Raw genomic sequence first — 16,038 nt, 5'->3', positions numbered from 1 at the left:
GCGCGGCATGTCAGCGACTCCCGCAACAGACGTCGCCGCGGACGCTCAGGCTACGCCTTTCGTCCTCGGCCGCCAGCCCATCCTGGACCGCAGTGGCAACACCGTCGCCTACGAGCTCCTGTTCCGGTCGCCGGGCGGCGAGCCTTTCCCCGGTCATCAGCTGGCCACCGCCCGCGTGGTCACCCAGGCGTTCTCGGAGCTCGGTCTCCAGGCCGTCCTCGGCGCCTGCCGCGGCTATATCAATTTCGATGCCGAGAGCCTTTACTCGGAGCTGCCGGAAGCGCTGCCGCCGGAACGCATCATGCTGGAGATACTGGAGAGCGTCGAGATCACGCCCGAGCTCGTGCGGCGCTGCACCGAGCTCAGGCGACAGGGCTTTCGCTTCGCCCTGGATGATGTCACGTGCCTGGACGACTCCCACGAGTCGATCCTGCCGCTGGTGGACGTCATCAAGGTGGACGTGCACGAGGTACGTACCGAGGATCTGGGTGACATCGTCCGGGCCGTGCAGCGTCCCGGCATGCAGCTGCTGGCCGAGAAGGTGGACACGCCCGACCGGGCGGCGCAATGCAGGCGGCTCGGGTTCGACCTGTTCCAGGGTTTCTTCTTCGCCCGCCCGGTGCTGCTCGAAGGGCGCGCGGCGGATCCGTCGCGCCAGAATCTGATCCGCCTCCTGCAACAGACCCTGGGTGATACCGATATCGCGGATATCGAAGAGACCGTGAAGCACCTGCCGGAACTCGGCTACAAGCTGATCCGGCTGGTGAACTCTGCGGGCATGGGATTGCGCCACAGGGTCGACAGCCTGTCCCATGCGCTGGTGATCCTGGGGCGTCGCCGGCTGCAGCGCTGGCTCCAGGTGATGCTGTTCGCCCAGGACGGCAACGCCGACTTTCCGAGTCCTCTGCTCACCCTGGCAGCCGCCCGGGGACGGCTCATGGAGCTGATGTCCGCACGCGTATCCGCCGATCCCGCGTATGCGGACCGGGCGTTCATGACGGGCATCCTGTCCCTCCTGGACACGCTGATCGGCGCGCCGCTGGCCGATATCCTGGCGCCGTTGCCGCTGCAGGAGGACGTGCGCGACGCATTGCTGTGGCGCAGCGGCGACCTGGGGCTTCTCCTCTCGCTGACCGAGGCTCTGGAGCGTGACGAGCCTGCCGAGGTGGCGCGCCTGATCGAGCACTGCGGCGGGCTCGATATTGAAGTGCTGGCGCGGCTGCAGGTCGATGCCATGGGCTGGGCCGCCGACGTGGGCCGCGCCGACTGACGAAGGAAATCGGGTGCGATGGGACTCTGTTACGCTGTCAGCAGAGACTTCCTGTGACGAAAGGAGCGCAGCAGTGCAGACACCACCGGAGATCCACTTCCACGACATGGACCGCTCGGAAGCGGTGGAACAGGCCGTCAGGGAACGCGCGGCCAAGCTCGAGAAATTTTACGACCGCATCACCAGCTGTCATGTCTACGTGCACGCCGTGCAGCGCAACCAGCGCCAGGGCAACGTGTACGAGGTGCGCCTCGAGGTGCGCGTGCCGGGGACGGAGCTGGCCGTGAGCAACCGGCCCGGCGACCGTCACGCCCACGAGGACGTCTACGTGGCCGTGCGCGACGCCTTCGATGCCATGGAGCGCCAGCTCAAGGCCTGGAAGGAGAAGGCTTCCGCCACCGGCTGAGAGCCGGCCGCCGCGAGGGCGCGCTCGCCGACGGGGGATGAATCCGCGCCGGATCACTGAGATAATGACGGCTGGTCCGCGTCGGTTGCCCCGCGACGGTCAGCCGTGAACCCCGTCAGGCCCGGAAGGGAGCAGCGGCAGCGGTGACACCGGGTGCCGGGGACGAGCTGGCGCGGGCCTCTTCATTCTCTGTCTGTAGGAGGGCCCTCAGGCCCGACCAATGAGCTACCTCGTCCTAGCGCGCAAATGGCGTCCCCGTGCCTTCGGCGACATGGTCGGTCAGCAGCACGTGCTGCAGGCGCTGACCAACGCGCTGGCGAGCGGCCGCCTGCACCATGCCTACCTGTTCGCAGGCACCCGCGGCGTGGGCAAGACCACGATCGCTCGCATTCTGGCGAAAGCGCTGAACTGCGAGCAGGGCGTGGGGCCGGATCCCTGCGGCGAATGCAGCGCCTGCCGCGAGATCGACGAGGGCCGCTTCGTCGATCTGATCGAGGTGGACGCGGCCTCCCGCACCAAAGTCGACGATACCCGCGACCTGCTGGACAACGTCCAGTACGCCCCGGCACGGGGCCGCTACAAGGTGTATCTCATCGACGAGGTGCACATGCTCTCCATGCATTCCTTCAACGCGTTGCTGAAGACGCTGGAGGAGCCGCCGCCGCACGTGAAGTTCCTGCTGGCGACGACGGACCCCCAGAAGCTCCCGGTGACGGTGCTGTCGCGCTGCCTGCAGTTCAACCTGAAGCGCCTCACGCCGCAGATGATCGGCGAGCACCTGACCCGGATCTGCGAGGCCGAGCAGGCGGAGGCGGAGCCGGAGGCGCTGGCGCTGATCGCCCGGGCGGCGGAGGGCAGTGTGCGCGACTCCCTCAGCCTGCTCGACCAGGCCATCGCCTACGGCGGCGGGGCCGTGCGCGAGGACGAGACCCGCGCGATGCTGGGCACGGTCGACCGCCAGCACGTGACGGGCCTGCTCGATTCCCTGGCCGCCGTCGACGGCTCGGGGCTGCTCGCCACGGTGGCCGCCATCGACGAGCAGTTCCCGGATTATGCGCGGCTGCTGGACGAGATCGCGGCGGCCCTGCAGCGTATCGCGGTCTACCAGCTGGTGGGCGCGACGGATCTCGAGGAGGCCGACGAGGCGATGGTCGCGGCTTATGCCGGGCGCTTCACGCCGGACGACGTACAGCTCTACTATCAGGTCGCCATCACCGGTCGGCGGGATCTGCCCTTGGCGCCGGACCCCCGTGCCGGATTCGAGATGACGCTCCTGCGGATGCTCGCCTTCCGGCCCGCCGGTGCGGCCGGCCAGGCGTCGGGCGGCGACCGGCCCGCTGCCCGGGCCCGCTCGCTCTCGCCGGCGAAGAGCGTGTCGGGCGAGCCGGCGGCGGCCGCCCCGACGCAGGACCGGAAGCGCGGCAAGCCGTCCGCGGCGACGGCGAAAAGGCCGGCGGGTAAGACGCCCGAGCAGGGGCCCCGCCACGCCGGATTCTGGTCGGAGCCGGACTGGCACCGCCTGGCCGGCCAGCTCGAGATATCCGGTTCCGTGCGCCTGCTGGCGGCCAACTGCGCGTTCCTGGCCCGGGAGGGCAACGGGGTGCAGCTGCAGCTGGACGAGCGCAGCGAGACTTTGCTCACCGAGCCCCGGCGGCGGACGCTCGAGAGGGCCATGGCCGAGTACTTCGGCGAGCCGCTCAAGGTGAGCATCCGTGTGGGCGGCGCCGAAGAGACGCCGGTGCAGCGGGAGCGGCGCCTGGAGGCCGAGCGCCTGGAGGCCGCGAAAAAGGGGCTGGAAGAAGATCCGAACGTGCGCATACTCCAGGACATGTTCGGCGCGGAGCTGCAGCCCGACACGGTGCGGCTGAAAGACCAGGACTGACGGACACAAGACGGACACAAGACGGACAAAAGCGGAGGCAGCACGAATGAAGGGTGGACTCGGCCAGCTGATGAAGCAGGCCCAGCAGATGCAGGAGAAGATGCAGCAGGCTCAGGAGGAGCTGGCCAGCATCGAGGTCACCGGCGAGTCCGGTGCTGGCATGGTGAAGGTCACCATGAATTGCCGGCACGAGGTGCGCCGTGTGGCGATCGACGACGAGCTGATCGGCGACGACCGGGAGATGCTCGAGGACCTCGTCGCCGCGGCCATGAACGATGCCATCCGGCGGGTGGAGGAGACGACCCGGGACAAGATGTCCGGTCTCACCTCGGGAATGGGCCTGCCGCCGGGGATGAAGCTGCCTTTCGGCTGATCCGCCCATGGTGTATTCGCCGCTGCTCGTCCAGCTCATAGAGACGCTACGCTGTCTGCCCGGTGTGGGGCAGAAGTCGGCCCAGCGCATGGCTTTCCATCTGCTGGAGCGCGACCCGGACGGCGCCGGGCGGCTGTCCACGGCCCTGGCGGAGGCGGTGGCCGGTATCGGCAAGTGCGAGCGCTGCCGCATGTTCTCCGAGGAGCCGGTCTGCCCGGTGTGCCGGGACGCTTCCCGGGACGCGAGCCAGCTGTGCATCGTCGAGATGCCGGCCGACGTTATGGCCATAGAAGACCATACCGGCTACCGGGGGCGGTATTTCGTGCTGCTGGGACACCTGTCGCCGCTGGACGGCATCGGCCCGGAGGAGCTGGGTCTGGGCCGCCTCGAATCCCTGCTCGAGGAGGGTGACGTGGAGGAGGTCATCATCGCCACCAACCCCACGGTGGAGGGCGATGCCACGGCGCATTACCTGGCCGAGCTCGCGGCGCGCCGCGGCATCGGCGCCAGCCGCATCGCCCACGGCGTGCCCATCGGCGGCGAGCTGGAATACGTGGACGGGGGCACCCTTTCCCATGCCTTCGCGGGCCGGCGCGCCATCGGCGCCTGAGCCGGGAGGCCGCCGGGACCCGGCGAGAGAACGAGGAGGTCGAGATGAGCGACGACAAGAGAGACCCGGACTGCCTGTTCTGCAAGATCGCGGCCGGCGAGATCCCGGCCGAGCCGGTCTACGAATCCGACACCGTCATCGGCTTCCGGGACATCAACCCCCAGGCGCCCACCCACGTCCTGTTCATCCCGCGGGAGCATATCCCGACCATCAACGACATCGACCCGGCGCACCATGCGCTGGTGGGCGAACTCTTCGGTGCCGCGAAGTCCGTGGCGGCCGAGGAGGGCCATGCCGACGACGGTTACCGGGTGGTCATGAACTGCAACGAGGGCGCCGGCCAGAGCGTCTTCCATATCCATCTGCACCTGCTTGCCGGACGCAAGCTCGGCTGGCCGCCGGGCTGAACGCCGCTCAGTAGTCGTCCCGGCGCAACTGGCGGGTGAGATTCAGGAGCCGCCGATAGCTCGTGTAGCGCCGCTCGCTGATGGCGTCGGCTTCCACGGCAGCGAGCACGGCGCAGCCGGGCTCGGCGCGGTGCAGGCAATCGTTGAACCGGCATCCGGCCGCGGCGGCCCGGATCTCCCGGAAGCCGGCGCCCACGTCCACGTCCGCCGCGATGTGCGGGGCGAAGTCCCTTACGCCGGGAGAGTCGATCAGGCGTCCGCCGCGGGGCAGCGTGATCATCTCCGCGGCCACCGTCGTGTGACGGCCCTCACGCCGCGCCTGCGATACTTCGGCGATACGCTGTTCGGCGCCGGGGACGACGGCGTTGATGAGGGAGGACTTGCCGACGCCGGACTGGCCCACCAGCATGCTGACGTGCCCGGCCAGCAGGTCGGTGAGCGCGCCGATGCCGACGCCGGCCTCGGCTGAAACCCTCAGCACGGGGTAGTCCAGCGCCTCGTAGACGGCCAGCTCCGGGGGCTCGGTGTGATCCATGTCGGTCTTGTTGAAGACGACGGCGGCCTCGATGCCCATCAGTTCGGCGGCACAGAGATAGCGGTCCACGATGAAGAAGTCGGGTTCCGGCAGCACCGCGGCGGTCACCACCAGCTGGTCGAGATTCGCGGCCAGCGTCTCGGGCCGCCCGCGGCTGTCGATGCGGGCCAGCACGTTGTCCCGTGGCGCGACGGCGGTGACCAGCCAGTCCGGCTCGCCCGCGATCGGCGCCGCCTCCACCCGATCCCCGCACACCACCCGGAGCCGTTTGCCCTTCGCGCGGGCGGGCAGCCGCCGGGCGTCGGCGGATTCCAGTTCCAGCCGGTGGCCGCGGGCCGCGGTGACGGTGAGGACGGGGAGTGTCGAGGCGTCGCTGGCGCGCTTCTTCGTCATGGCCGAAGTATAGGGCGTGCGGTCCGGCCGCGTGCGCCCCTCTGCTACACTGCCGGCAGTTTTGCGGCACGGCGACGCGTATGACGGACGAGAGAACGGCAGGGAAGGGCCGGGGCAATCTGATCTGGATCGACCTGGAGATGACCGGCCTCGATACGGTGAACGACCAGATCATCGAGATCGCCACCATAGTCACGGACGCGGACCTCAACGAGATCGCGGAAGGTCCGGTGCTGGCCATCCACCAGCCCGACGAGGTGATGGCCCGCATGGACGAATGGAACCGAACCCAGCACGGCGGCTCCGGGCTCACGCAGCGGGTCGCCGAGAGCCGGGTCACGGAGGCTCAGGCCGAGCAGGCGACGCTCGCCTTCCTGCGTCAGCACGTCGGGGCGGGCACCTCGCCGATGTGCGGCAACAGCATCTGCCAGGACCGGCGTTTCCTCGCCCGCTGCATGCCCGAGCTGGAGGCGTTCTTCCATTACCGCAATCTGGACGTGAGCACCCTGAAGATCCTGGCCAGCCTGTGGGCGCCGCCGATCGCCGCCGGCTTCCAGAAGGAGTCCAGCCATCGCGCCCTGGACGACATCCGCGACTCCATCGCCGAACTGCGTCATTACCGGGAGCACCTGTTCTCCGTGGCGGCGATGCAGACCGGCTGACACTGCGTGACCGTCGAACCTCCGTTCTCTCCGGCGGCCGAGCGTAACCGCCGGCCGATCCTCTCGGTATTGCGACGCCACGTCGGACCCGGCTGCCGGGTGCTGGAGATCGGCGCCGGCACCGGTCAGCATGCTCGCTGTTTCGCCGCCGAACTGCCGCAGGTGCGATGGCAGGCCAGCGACCTGGCGCCCAACCTGCCGTCGCTCGCCGCCGGCCTGCAGACGCCCGGCGCACCGCCGCTGCCGGCGCCCGTGGCCCTGGACGTCTTGCATGACGACTGGCCGGACGGCCCTTTCGATGCCGTCTACGCCGCCAACACGGCCCATATCATGAGCTGGCCGGCGGTCTGCGCCATGCTGGCGGGCGCCGCCCGCGTTCTGCGGCCGGACGGCCTGCTGCTGATCTACGGCCCGTTCTCACGGGGCGGCTGCCATACCAGCGAGAGCAACCGGCGCTTCCACCGGCAGCTGCGCGGCAGGGACCCCGCGATGGGCATCCGGGATCTCGACGACGTGGACGCCGAGGCCGCACGCCACGGGCTGGAACGGGCGGCCGAATATGCGATGCCCGCCAATAATCTGCTTGTGGTCTGGCGCCGGGCGGCGGGCATCTGAACGGCTGCGGGATGGCTGGCACCGCGTCCGGGCTTGCTTTATAGTCGGTCCTGATGCTCCCGATCGGGGGCAATTCGACTTGGGTTTCAGGAACTTGAATACACTCCTTAACAAGATGCCTTTCTTGGCGGCGTTGCTGCTCGCGATGCTCGCACAGAGCGCCGCGGCGCAGACCCGCTACGTCTCCGACGAGTTCGAGATCACGCTCAGGACGGGGCCGAGCACGGCCAACCAGATCATCCGCATGCTGGAGAGCGGCACCCAGCTCGAGATGCTGGAGCAGGATCCGGAGAGCGGCTACACGCGCGTTCGTACGCTGGGCGGGACCGAAGGCTGGGTGATCAGCCGCTATCTGATGGCGGAACCCGCGGCGCGGGACCAGCTTGCCGCCATGCGTCAGCGGCTGGAGACGATCCGCAATCAGAGCGGCGACCTGGGCGCGCAGCTGGACGACCTCACCCGGGCCAAGCAGGAGGCCGAGGCCCGCATCCGGACGCTCGAGGCGGAGAACAAGCAGCTCGAGGCGGAGCTCGCGGAGATCCGGCGGACGGCCTCCAACGTGCTCGGCATCAATGCGGAGAACAACGCGCTCCGTGAGCAGCTCTCCACGGCGGAGGTGCAGATCGCCGCCCTGCAGCAGGAGAACGGGGAACTCGCCAGCCGGCGCAACCGGGACTGGTTCATCGCCGGTGCCGCGGTGCTGCTGGCCGGGGTGCTGGTGGGCATCATCGTGCCCAGGATCCGCTGGCGGAAGCGCTCGCGCTGGAGCGACAGCTTCTGAGGAGTATGGCCGGCTTCAGACCTTCTCGCCGGCCAGAAACAGCCAGGTCTCGATCACCGTGTCCGGGTTGAGGGACATGCTCTCGATGCCCTGATCGAGGAGCCAGTGGGCGAGGTCCGGATGGTCCGACGGCCCCTGCCCGCAGATGCCCACATACTTGTCCTGACGGCGGCAGGCCTCGATGGTCATGGCCAGCAGAGCCTTCACGGCGTCGTCCCGCTCGTCGAAGACGTCGGCCACGAGGGCGGAGTCGCGGTCCAGGCCGAGGGTGAGCTGGGTCATGTCGTTGGAGCCGATGGACATGCCGTCGAAATGCTCCAGGTAGCGGTCGGCCAGCAGCGCGTTGGTGGGCAGCTCCGACATCATGATGACCTTCAGGCCGTTCTCGCCCCGGGCCAGGCCGTTCTTCGCCAGCAGTTCCACCACCTCGCGGCCCTGATCCACGGTGCGCACGAACGGCACCATGATCTGGACGTTGGTCAGGCCCATCTCGTTGCGTACCCGTTTGAGCGCGCGGCATTCCAGCTCGAAGCAGGGCTGGTATTCCGCGTCCACGTAGCGGGCGGCGCCCCGGAACCCGAGCATCGGGTTCTCCTCGTGGGGCTCGTAACGCTCCCCGCCGATGAGGTTGGCGTATTCGTTGGTCTTGAAGTCGGACAGGCGCACGATGACCGGACGCGGATCGAAGGCGGCGGCGATCGTGGCGATGCCCTCGGCCAGCTTCGCCACGAAGAACTCCACCGGCTCGCCGTAGCCGGCCATCTGTTCCTCCACCGCCTCGCGGGTATCGGCGTCCAGCTTGTCGAACTCGAGCAGCGCCCGCGGATGGACGCCGATCATGCGGTTGATGATGAACTCCAGGCGCGCCAGGCCGACGCCGTGATTCGGGATGCCGGCGAAGTCGAACGCCCGGTCCGGATTGCCGACGTTCATCATGATCTTCACCGGGATGTCCGGTAGGGAGTCGAGCTCGATCTTCTTCTTCTCGTATTCGAGCTTGCCGTCGTAGACGTAGCCCTCGTCGCCCTCGGCGCAGGAGACCGTGACCTCGCGGCCGTCGGCGATCTGCTCCGTGGCGTCGCCGCAGCCGACCACGGCCGGTATGCCCAGTTCCCGGGCGATGATGGCGGCATGGCAGGTGCGCCCGCCCCGGTTGGTGACGATGGCCGCCGCGCGCTTCATGACCGGCTCCCAGTCCGGGTCGGTCATGTCGGCGATCAGCACGTCGCCGTTCTGCACGCGGGTCATCTCCTCGATGCTGCGGATGACCTTGGCGGGGCCGATGCCGATCTTCTGGCCGATGCTGCGCCCGCGGCTGAGCACCTCCGACCGGGTCTTCAGGGAGAAGCGCTGCAGGGTGCGCCCGCTGCGGCTCTGCACCGTCTCCGGGCGCGCCTGCAGGATGTAGATCCTGCCGTCCTCGCCGTCTTTGCCCCACTCGATGTCCATCGGGCGGCCGTAGTGCTCCTCGATGGTCATCGCCTGCTTCGCCAGCTCGATGACGTCCTCGTCGCTCAGGCAGAAGCGTTGCGACTCGGCTTCGTCGACGTCGACCGTCTCCACGGTATGCCCCGGTGCGGGGTTGTCGCTGTAGACCATCTTGATGGCCTTGCTGCCGAGGCTGCGGCGCAGGATCGGGTCGTGGCCGTCCTTCAGCGCCTTCTTGTAGACGTAGAACTCGTCCGGGTTGACGGCACCCTGCACCACGGTCTCCCCGAGTCCGTACGAGGCGGTGATGAAAACGGCGCCGCGGAAGCCGGACTCGGTGTCCAGCGTGAACATCACGCCGGAGGTGCCGACGTCGCTGCGTACCATGTGCTGGATGCCCGCCGACAGGGCCACCAGCGAATGGTCGAAGCCGTGGTGCACCCGGTAGGCGATGGCCCGGTCGTTGAACAGCGAGGCGAAGACCTTGTGGATGGCCTCGATGAGCCGCTCCAGGCCCTTCACGTTGAGGAACGTCTCCTGCTGGCCCGCGAAAGAGGCATCCGGCAGGTCCTCGGCGGTGGCCGAAGAGCGCACCGCCACGGCGATGTCCTCGCCGCCGGTCATCTCCTCCCAGGCCGCGGTGATGTCCTCGCGCAGCCGCGGCGGCAGGGGAGTATCCATGATCCACTGCCGGATTTCGCTACCGGCGGCGGTGAGGTCCTTGATGTCGTCGACGTCGAGCGTGTCGAGGCGCTGGTTGATGCGGTCGGCGAGCCCTTCGTGGCGGAGGAAGTCCCGGTAGGCCTGGGCGGTGGTGGCGAAGCCGCCGGGGACGGTGACGCCGGCGGCGGCAAGGTTGGCTATCATCTCTCCGAGGGACGCGTTCTTGCCGCCGACCCGGTCCACGTCGCCCATGCCCAATGCCTCGAGCGGAACTACATAAGGCTCCAAAGTCGACTCCCTTGTGTTATCGACCCGAACGTGCACAATCCAACGACGCTTGCGTCGCAGATCGAACCATGGGCCAAAGAACCGTCTTTTTTCTGTCCGACCAGACCGGTGTCACGGCCGAGACACTGGGCCACAGCCTGCTCACCCAATTCGACAGCCAGGATTTCCGGCAGGTGACTTTGCCATTTATCGACAATGATGACAAGGCACTGGCTGCGCTGAAAAAAATCAACGATTCCGCCCGCCGTGACGGCATCCGGCCGATCGTATTCAGCACTCTCGTACACGATGATCTGCGCAGAATCATACAGGGTTCGGACGGACTGTATCTCGATATTTTCGACGCCTTCCTCGGCGATCTGGAGGAGGAACTGGAGCAGGAATCGTCCCACTCGGCGGGCATGGCCCACGGCGTATCCGACCCCAATGTCTACATGAAGCGTATCGAGGCGACCAATTTCGCGCTCGCGAACGATGACGGCGCGACGGTGCGCAACTACGAGCAGGCCGACGTGATCCTGGTCGGCGTGTCCCGCTCCGGCAAGACACCCACCTGTCTGTACCTCGCCCTCCAGTACGGGGTGTTCGCAGCCAACTTCCCGCTCACCGAGGAGGAGTTCGAGAGCGGCGAGCTGCCCGGGACGTTGCTGAAGCACCGGGGCAAGCTGTTCGGGCTGACCATCGCGCCCGCGCGGCTGCAGCAGATCCGCCGCGAGCGGCGCTCCCGCGGCCGGTATTCCAGCGCACAGCAGGTGCGCTACGAGCTGCGGGAGGCGGAGAAACTCTTCCGCCGCTACAACATCCCCCACATCGACACCACCGAATTCTCCATCGAGGAGATCTCCAGCCGCATCCTCGACAGCACCGGACTGGAGCGCCGCACGCGTCCCTAGATCACGGCTTGCGCCACACGTAAACCTTGATTTTTACGGTCTTTTCAGGGTCGGCAGAAGCCCGCCGGCCGTGTGCTATATTCCGCCAATGATTGCCGACAGCCTCATACTGCCGCAGACGGTCGTGCGGCCGCGCAGCTTCGCCGGCCTGATGACGCTCTACGAGAGCAACTACCTGCGGCTGCTCCGCATGGCGCCGGCGCTGCGCGCCATGAAAGGCGGACACGTCTCCCGGGTCGGCGGCGACTGCGACCTGCATCTGAGCGTGCTGGAACGCACACCCTATACCTCGACGCTCGCCATGACCTACCGCTTCGACGAGGCGGGCGGCAGCGTCGCCGATCCCGACCTCACCGTGCGGGTTTACTTCGACGGCTGCCTGGCGGAGGCCATGCATCTCGCCGATCAGCACCATCACGAGCTGTTCCGCCGCCTGGCCAGCGAATTCCGCCGCGAACTCGACAGCCGCTGGGCGCGCAACGTCATGCTGAACAAGTGGCTGGAATACTGCCTCGATCGGGGCCACGCGTTCCCCGCGGACCGCCACACGGACTGACCGCCGCCGCCCGGCTCCCCGGAGGGGCGCTGCCCGCCTCCGAAAGTGTCGATCCGGTCATGGAACCCCACACAGGATGGTGCCAGCATGCGCCCTATCGGAACGGTCCCCGCTCCCGAACGGCGACGCGGGTCCGGATTATGTCAAGGGCCCGCCAATGGCAGCACTGGCACAACTCTTCGGTTCTCCGGAAGCGCAGGTCGAGCAGGACGACGACAAGCTCCTGCATCTGTACTGGAACCGTGCGGAGCTGAAGAAGGAATACTCGCGGCTGCGCAAGGAGCGCTACGAGCTGCTGGATCAGCTCAAGGTGCAGGAGGGGCGCAACGCCCGGCTGCAGCAGAAACTCGACGGGCTCGAGGAGCTGCTGGCCGACCGCACCGCGGCGAATCGGGCCGTGGTCTTCTACCAGATCCGCGGCGTCTGGAAACGCTGCCACGCACGCCTGGCGAAGTTCGCCGGCCAGATGGCAGCCCAGGTCACCGAGCGTGAACGAAAGCGTCTGCTGGCGGCCTGGGCCGCGGAGCAGACGGCGCTGCGCCGCGAGGCGGCGGGACGCCTCGATCGGGCGCGGGCGCGGCGGCGGGAACTGGAAGCGGCGCTCGGCGACATCGACGAGCGTACGGCGGCACTGGCAGGCTTCTGGAACTTCTTCCGGCGACGGTCGATCCGCGCCGAGCGGGGGCCGATCGAGGCCGAGCTCGAGGAGGTCGGCGCCACGGCGGATGAACTCACCCGGGAGTACGGTCGGCTGCAGAAGGCGACGCCGCCCGATTATCCGGGGTTGTCGGTGCAGGGGCGGCGGCTGGTCAACTGCATGGTGGTCGCCCTGGCCGAGTATCTCTACGCGCACTTCTCGGCATTCGGTTTCACGGAGATGGCGCGTTCCGCCATGGAACGCACGCCCGGCAGCATCGATTACGGCAGCGAGCGTGATTGCGACATGCTGCTCACGCGGCTCAGCGCGCGCCTGAAGGCGCTGGAGGAAGCCGAGAGGGGCGGAGAATTCGCCGCCGAGGTGCGCCGGCGCACCCAGGTCCTCAGCCAGCGTGCCCGTTACGAGCGACGGGCAGACACGGTGCCGGTGCCGGAGTCACTGGAGGCGCCCGGCGAGTCGGCGGATATCAACGAGCCCGACATCAACGTGCTGGCGGAGGAGTTCTGGCACGTCACGGACGTGCTGTTGTCCTGATCCGTCCCGCCGCCTCATGCGGCGGCCGAGGCACCCGCCCGCGCGTACTCGCGTACGCGTCCCACCCAGTTCCTGGCCCGGTCCAGGCTCACGTAGACCAGCGGTACCAGCAGCAGCGAAGTCACCGTGGAGAAAGCCAGCCCGCCGATGATCGCCCGTGCCATCGGGAAGTAGGACGGGCCGTCGCCACCGATCTTGGTCGTGGATATGGCCAGGGGCAGGAGACCGAGTATGGTGGTCGCCACCGTCATCAGGATGGGCCGCAGACGGTCTCGGGCGCCTTCCAGCACCGCCTGCTCGCGCGCCATGCCTTCCCGGCGCAGATTGTTGATGTGGTCCACCAGCACGATGCCGTTGTTCACGACGATGCCGATCAGGATCATGATGCCGATCATGGCCATGAAGCTCATGGTGGTGCCCGTGAGGGCCAGGAACCAGATGACGCCGGTGATCGAGTAGATCAGCGAGACCATGATCGAGACCGGATAGAGCACCGATTCGAAGAGGGCCGCCATGACGATGAAGATGAGCGCGACGCCGAGCAGGATGTTCTGCATGAGCAGCTGCTGGGTCTCGTCGCTGCGGTCGACGCCCTCGCCGAAGCTCCAGCCGTAGCCGGGCGGGTAGTCGATCTGCTCCATGAGCTGCTGCACGACCGGCCGCACTTCGGACATGGAGCTGTCGGTGTCGATGGACCCGCTGATCTTCACCGAGGTCTTGCGGTCGGTGCGGCGGATCTGGCGCGGCCCCGTGCGTTCGTGCAGATCGGCCACCGTCCCCAGCAGGACCCGCTCGCCCGACGGTGCCATGATGGTCAGGTTCGCCAGTTGTTCCATGGTCTGGCGGTCGTCCTCGCGGAAGGCGAGCCGCACGCCGATCTCGCCGTCCGGCGTCCGGAACTCGCGCAGCGGCTGGCCCCGCATGGCCACCGAGACGGCCTGGCCGACCGCCTGGCTGGTGAGGCCCACCCGCGCGGCGCGCTCCCGGTCGACCACCACCTGGACCTCCCTGGGTCCCGCGGTCAGGTCGGACGTGAGCCCCTCCAGGCCCTCCACGGTGGAGAGCACACGCCAGGCCTCGCCGGCGAGCTCCGCGAGCCGTTCGGTCGACTCGCCCGTGAGCGTGATGCCGAAGCCCGGGCCGCCGCCCTGCTGCTGCCACTGGAAGTCGGGCCTGCCGATGACCAGTTCGGGCATCTCTTCCAGGATGGTGTCCATCACCGTCTGCGCGTCGACAGTGATGGCATCGTCTTCGGTCAACAGGATGCTCGACTGGGCGCGACCGGTGTCGTAATAGCTGTAGACGGATTCGATGTCGAGCCGCCCGGCGTTCTCGAACAGGAACGCCTCCATGCGGTTGACCGCCATCTCCACGCGCTCCACCGGGTAGATGTCGTCGATGTGATAGATGAGTTCCAGCCGCCGCGACGGCTCCTGAGGGAACATGTCCGTCTGCAGCATGCCGAGGCCGATGGGCGCGGCGGGCGAGGCGAGGACGATCACGGCGGCCAGCGCCGACCAGCGGGGGTGGCGCAGCGTCCAGGCCAGCGCGCGGGTGTAGCGATCGGTTAGGTTGGCCATGGCGCTGCCCGATTTCGCCGGCGGCGGTGCCGGCACCCGGCTGGCGAGCAGCGGGATCAGGGTCTGGGAGACGAGCAGCGAGAGCACGATGGCCACCGAGATGGTGACGCCGACGTGCCACAGGAACACGGTGATGTCGATCTGCTCGCCGAATACGATCGGCAGGAACACGCACACCGAGGTCGCCGTGCTGGCGATGACGGCGAGCCCCACCTCGTTCACGCCCTCGAGCGTGGCCCGCCGCGGCTCGTCCGGGTACTCCTGCCGGTAGCGGAATATGCTCTCTGTGATCACGACGGAGTTGTCCACCAGCATGCCCACCGCGAGCATCAGGCCCATCAGCGTGAGTATGTTCAGCGTGAGGCCGCTGAAGTACATCACACCCAGCGTGATCACCAGCGAGACCGGCACTGCCAGCATGACGATCAGCGTGGTCGTGACCTGGCGCAGGAAGAGATACAGCACGAGCACGGCGAGCAGCGAGCCGATCAGCCCGGCCTGCAGCAGGTCGGTCAGGGACGAGCGCACGCTGTCCGCCTTGTTGTCGATATTGAAGATGCGGATGCCCCGCATCGACGGCAGTTCTGCGATCTTCTCCAGTTCCTCGTTGACCCGGTCGGCCACCTGCACCATGTTCGCGCCGCTGGCGCGGGTGACGCTGAGCCCTACCGCTTCCCGGCCGTCCAGGTGGCGGCCGTAGTCCCGCTCCTCCGGCACCAGCCGGATCTCGGCGATGTCGGCCAGGCGCAGGTTGCCGCCGTCGATGATCAGGTCGCCGATCTCTGCCAGGCTCCGCAATTCGCCGTCCGAGCGCAGGGTCCAGCGCTGCTCGCCGCTCTCCAGCCGGCCCGCGCTGACCGAGAAGTTGCTCCGCTGCAGCAGTTCGTAGAGTTCGTACAGGTTGATGCCGTGGGCGGCGACCCGGCCGGAGTCGAGCAGGATTCTGACCTCGGGTGGCTCGACGCCCTGCAGGTCGACCTTGGAGACTCCCTCGATGCGCTCGATGCGCCGCTTCAGCACGCGGTCGAGCATCAGGTATTCCTGGGACAGGTCCCGGTCGGACGACAGGCGCAGCGTCATGATGGGCTCGTCGTTCAGCGAGCCGCTGTAGACCATGATGCGCTTGAGATCGGGCGGCAGTTCGTCGCGGATGGCATCGAGCTTCACCCGCGCCTCCACGGCCTCCGTGGCGGCGTTGGAGTTGAAGCCGTATTCCATCCAGATCTGCGCGCCGTCCGCCCGGGAAGTCGAGTTCATGCGCTTGACGCCGGAGAGGGTGGACAGCGCGGCCTCGGCAGGTCGGGTAATCAGCCGCTCCACTTCCTCGGGCGTGGATCCCTCGTAGGGGATATTGATGAAAAAGCCCGGCCACTCGATATCCGGGAATTGTTCGAGCGGGAGCAGCCGGGAGGAAATCAGGCCGATGCCGGCCAGCGCCGCGAAGATCATCGTGACGGTGACCGGCCGGCGCAGTGAGAATTCGGTGTGGCGCATGCCCGGGCCC

Annotated in this window: 15 protein-coding genes and 1 other RNA gene; 13 read left to right on the top strand and 3 right to left on the bottom strand. The window is 67.8% G+C overall.

Annotated elements, in window-relative coordinates; translation table 11 throughout:
* Positions 1-7: 7 nt before the first annotated feature.
* The 7 genes from ACJMKZ_RS12275 to ACJMKZ_RS12245 all read left to right on the top strand — a co-directional run bounded on the left by ACJMKZ_RS12275 (position 8) and on the right by ACJMKZ_RS12245 (position 4,948).
* Positions 8-1,270, top strand: coding sequence for an EAL and HDOD domain-containing protein (locus ACJMKZ_RS12275; protein ID WP_405233497.1), 1,263 nt, complete (start codon positions 8-10; stop codon positions 1,268-1,270).
* Between the two features lie 73 nt (positions 1,271-1,343).
* Complete coding sequence (hpf, locus tag ACJMKZ_RS12270; RefSeq protein ID WP_405222166.1) at positions 1,344-1,676, top strand: ribosome hibernation-promoting factor, HPF/YfiA family; 333 nt, start codon at positions 1,344-1,346, stop codon at positions 1,674-1,676.
* A 79-nt stretch (positions 1,677-1,755) separates the two neighbouring features.
* Positions 1,756-1,852, top strand: an RNA gene (gene ffs / locus ACJMKZ_RS12265) — signal recognition particle sRNA small type.
* A 44-nt stretch (positions 1,853-1,896) separates the two neighbouring features.
* Positions 1,897-3,558, top strand: coding sequence for a DNA polymerase III subunit gamma/tau (dnaX, locus tag ACJMKZ_RS12260; protein WP_405233496.1), 1,662 nt, complete (start codon positions 1,897-1,899; stop codon positions 3,556-3,558).
* A gap of 46 nt (positions 3,559-3,604) precedes the next feature.
* Positions 3,605-3,931: a YbaB/EbfC family nucleoid-associated protein gene (locus tag ACJMKZ_RS12255; protein ID WP_405233495.1), complete on the top strand. Its 327-nt coding sequence runs from the start codon at positions 3,605-3,607 to the stop codon at positions 3,929-3,931.
* A gap of 7 nt (positions 3,932-3,938) precedes the next feature.
* A complete protein-coding gene (gene recR / locus ACJMKZ_RS12250) occupies positions 3,939-4,541 on the top strand; it encodes a recombination mediator RecR (protein WP_405233494.1) in 603 nt (200 codons plus the stop codon).
* Positions 4,542-4,585: 44 nt separating this feature from the next.
* Entirely contained in the window at positions 4,586-4,948 is a 363-nt protein-coding gene (locus ACJMKZ_RS12245; RefSeq protein WP_405233493.1) for a histidine triad nucleotide-binding protein, read from the top strand.
* A gap of 7 nt (positions 4,949-4,955) precedes the next feature.
* On the opposite strand, the gene rsgA is transcribed toward ACJMKZ_RS12245, so the two are convergent.
* Positions 4,956-5,876 carry a ribosome small subunit-dependent GTPase A gene (gene rsgA, locus ACJMKZ_RS12240; protein ID WP_405233492.1) on the bottom strand — a complete coding sequence of 307 codons (921 nt, stop codon included), beginning with the start codon at positions 5,874-5,876 and terminating at the stop codon, positions 4,956-4,958.
* 80 nt (positions 5,877-5,956) lie between these two features.
* Between rsgA and orn the strand changes: the two genes are divergently transcribed.
* The 3 genes from orn (at position 5,957) to ACJMKZ_RS12225 (ending at position 7,934) form a co-directional block, all read left to right on the top strand.
* A complete protein-coding gene (orn, locus tag ACJMKZ_RS12235) occupies positions 5,957-6,538 on the top strand; it encodes an oligoribonuclease (protein WP_405233491.1) in 582 nt (193 codons plus the stop codon).
* Between the two features lie 6 nt (positions 6,539-6,544).
* Complete coding sequence (locus ACJMKZ_RS12230; RefSeq protein ID WP_405233490.1) at positions 6,545-7,153, top strand: DUF938 domain-containing protein; 609 nt, start codon at positions 6,545-6,547, stop codon at positions 7,151-7,153.
* Between the two features lie 124 nt (positions 7,154-7,277).
* A complete protein-coding gene (locus ACJMKZ_RS12225) occupies positions 7,278-7,934 on the top strand; it encodes a TIGR04211 family SH3 domain-containing protein (RefSeq protein WP_405233489.1) in 657 nt (218 codons plus the stop codon).
* A 15-nt stretch (positions 7,935-7,949) separates the two neighbouring features.
* Here the strand turns inward: ACJMKZ_RS12225 and ppsA are convergent, their stop codons facing one another.
* Complete coding sequence (gene ppsA, locus ACJMKZ_RS12220) at positions 7,950-10,313, bottom strand: phosphoenolpyruvate synthase (RefSeq protein ID WP_405233488.1); 2,364 nt, start codon at positions 10,311-10,313, stop codon at positions 7,950-7,952.
* A gap of 68 nt (positions 10,314-10,381) precedes the next feature.
* On the opposite strand from ppsA, the gene ppsR reads away from it, so the two are divergent.
* From ppsR to ACJMKZ_RS12205, 3 genes are all read left to right on the top strand, one after another.
* Positions 10,382-11,206, top strand: a complete 825-nt coding sequence (gene ppsR, locus ACJMKZ_RS12215) for a posphoenolpyruvate synthetase regulatory kinase/phosphorylase PpsR (RefSeq protein ID WP_405233487.1) — start codon at positions 10,382-10,384, stop codon at positions 11,204-11,206.
* Between the two features lie 88 nt (positions 11,207-11,294).
* The gene (locus ACJMKZ_RS12210; protein WP_405233486.1) at positions 11,295-11,762 is read left to right on the top strand and encodes a DUF1249 domain-containing protein; all 468 of its coding nucleotides are present in this window, start codon (positions 11,295-11,297) and stop codon (positions 11,760-11,762) included.
* 157 nt (positions 11,763-11,919) lie between these two features.
* A complete protein-coding gene (locus tag ACJMKZ_RS12205; protein WP_405233485.1) occupies positions 11,920-12,954 on the top strand; it encodes a hypothetical protein in 1,035 nt (344 codons plus the stop codon).
* 14 nt (positions 12,955-12,968) lie between these two features.
* Here ACJMKZ_RS12205 and ACJMKZ_RS12200 read toward each other — a convergent pair whose 3' ends face one another.
* Positions 12,969-16,028, bottom strand: a complete 3,060-nt coding sequence (locus ACJMKZ_RS12200; RefSeq protein WP_405233484.1) for an efflux RND transporter permease subunit — start codon at positions 16,026-16,028, stop codon at positions 12,969-12,971.
* Between the last annotated feature and the right edge of the window lie 10 nt (positions 16,029-16,038).

The sequence above is a fragment of the Lentisalinibacter salinarum genome (assembly GCF_040706555.1).
GTDB classification, from domain to species: Bacteria; Pseudomonadota; Gammaproteobacteria; order Steroidobacterales; family Woeseiaceae; genus Lentisalinibacter; species Lentisalinibacter salinarum.
This window is presented reverse-complemented; position numbering and strand designations above follow the sequence as displayed.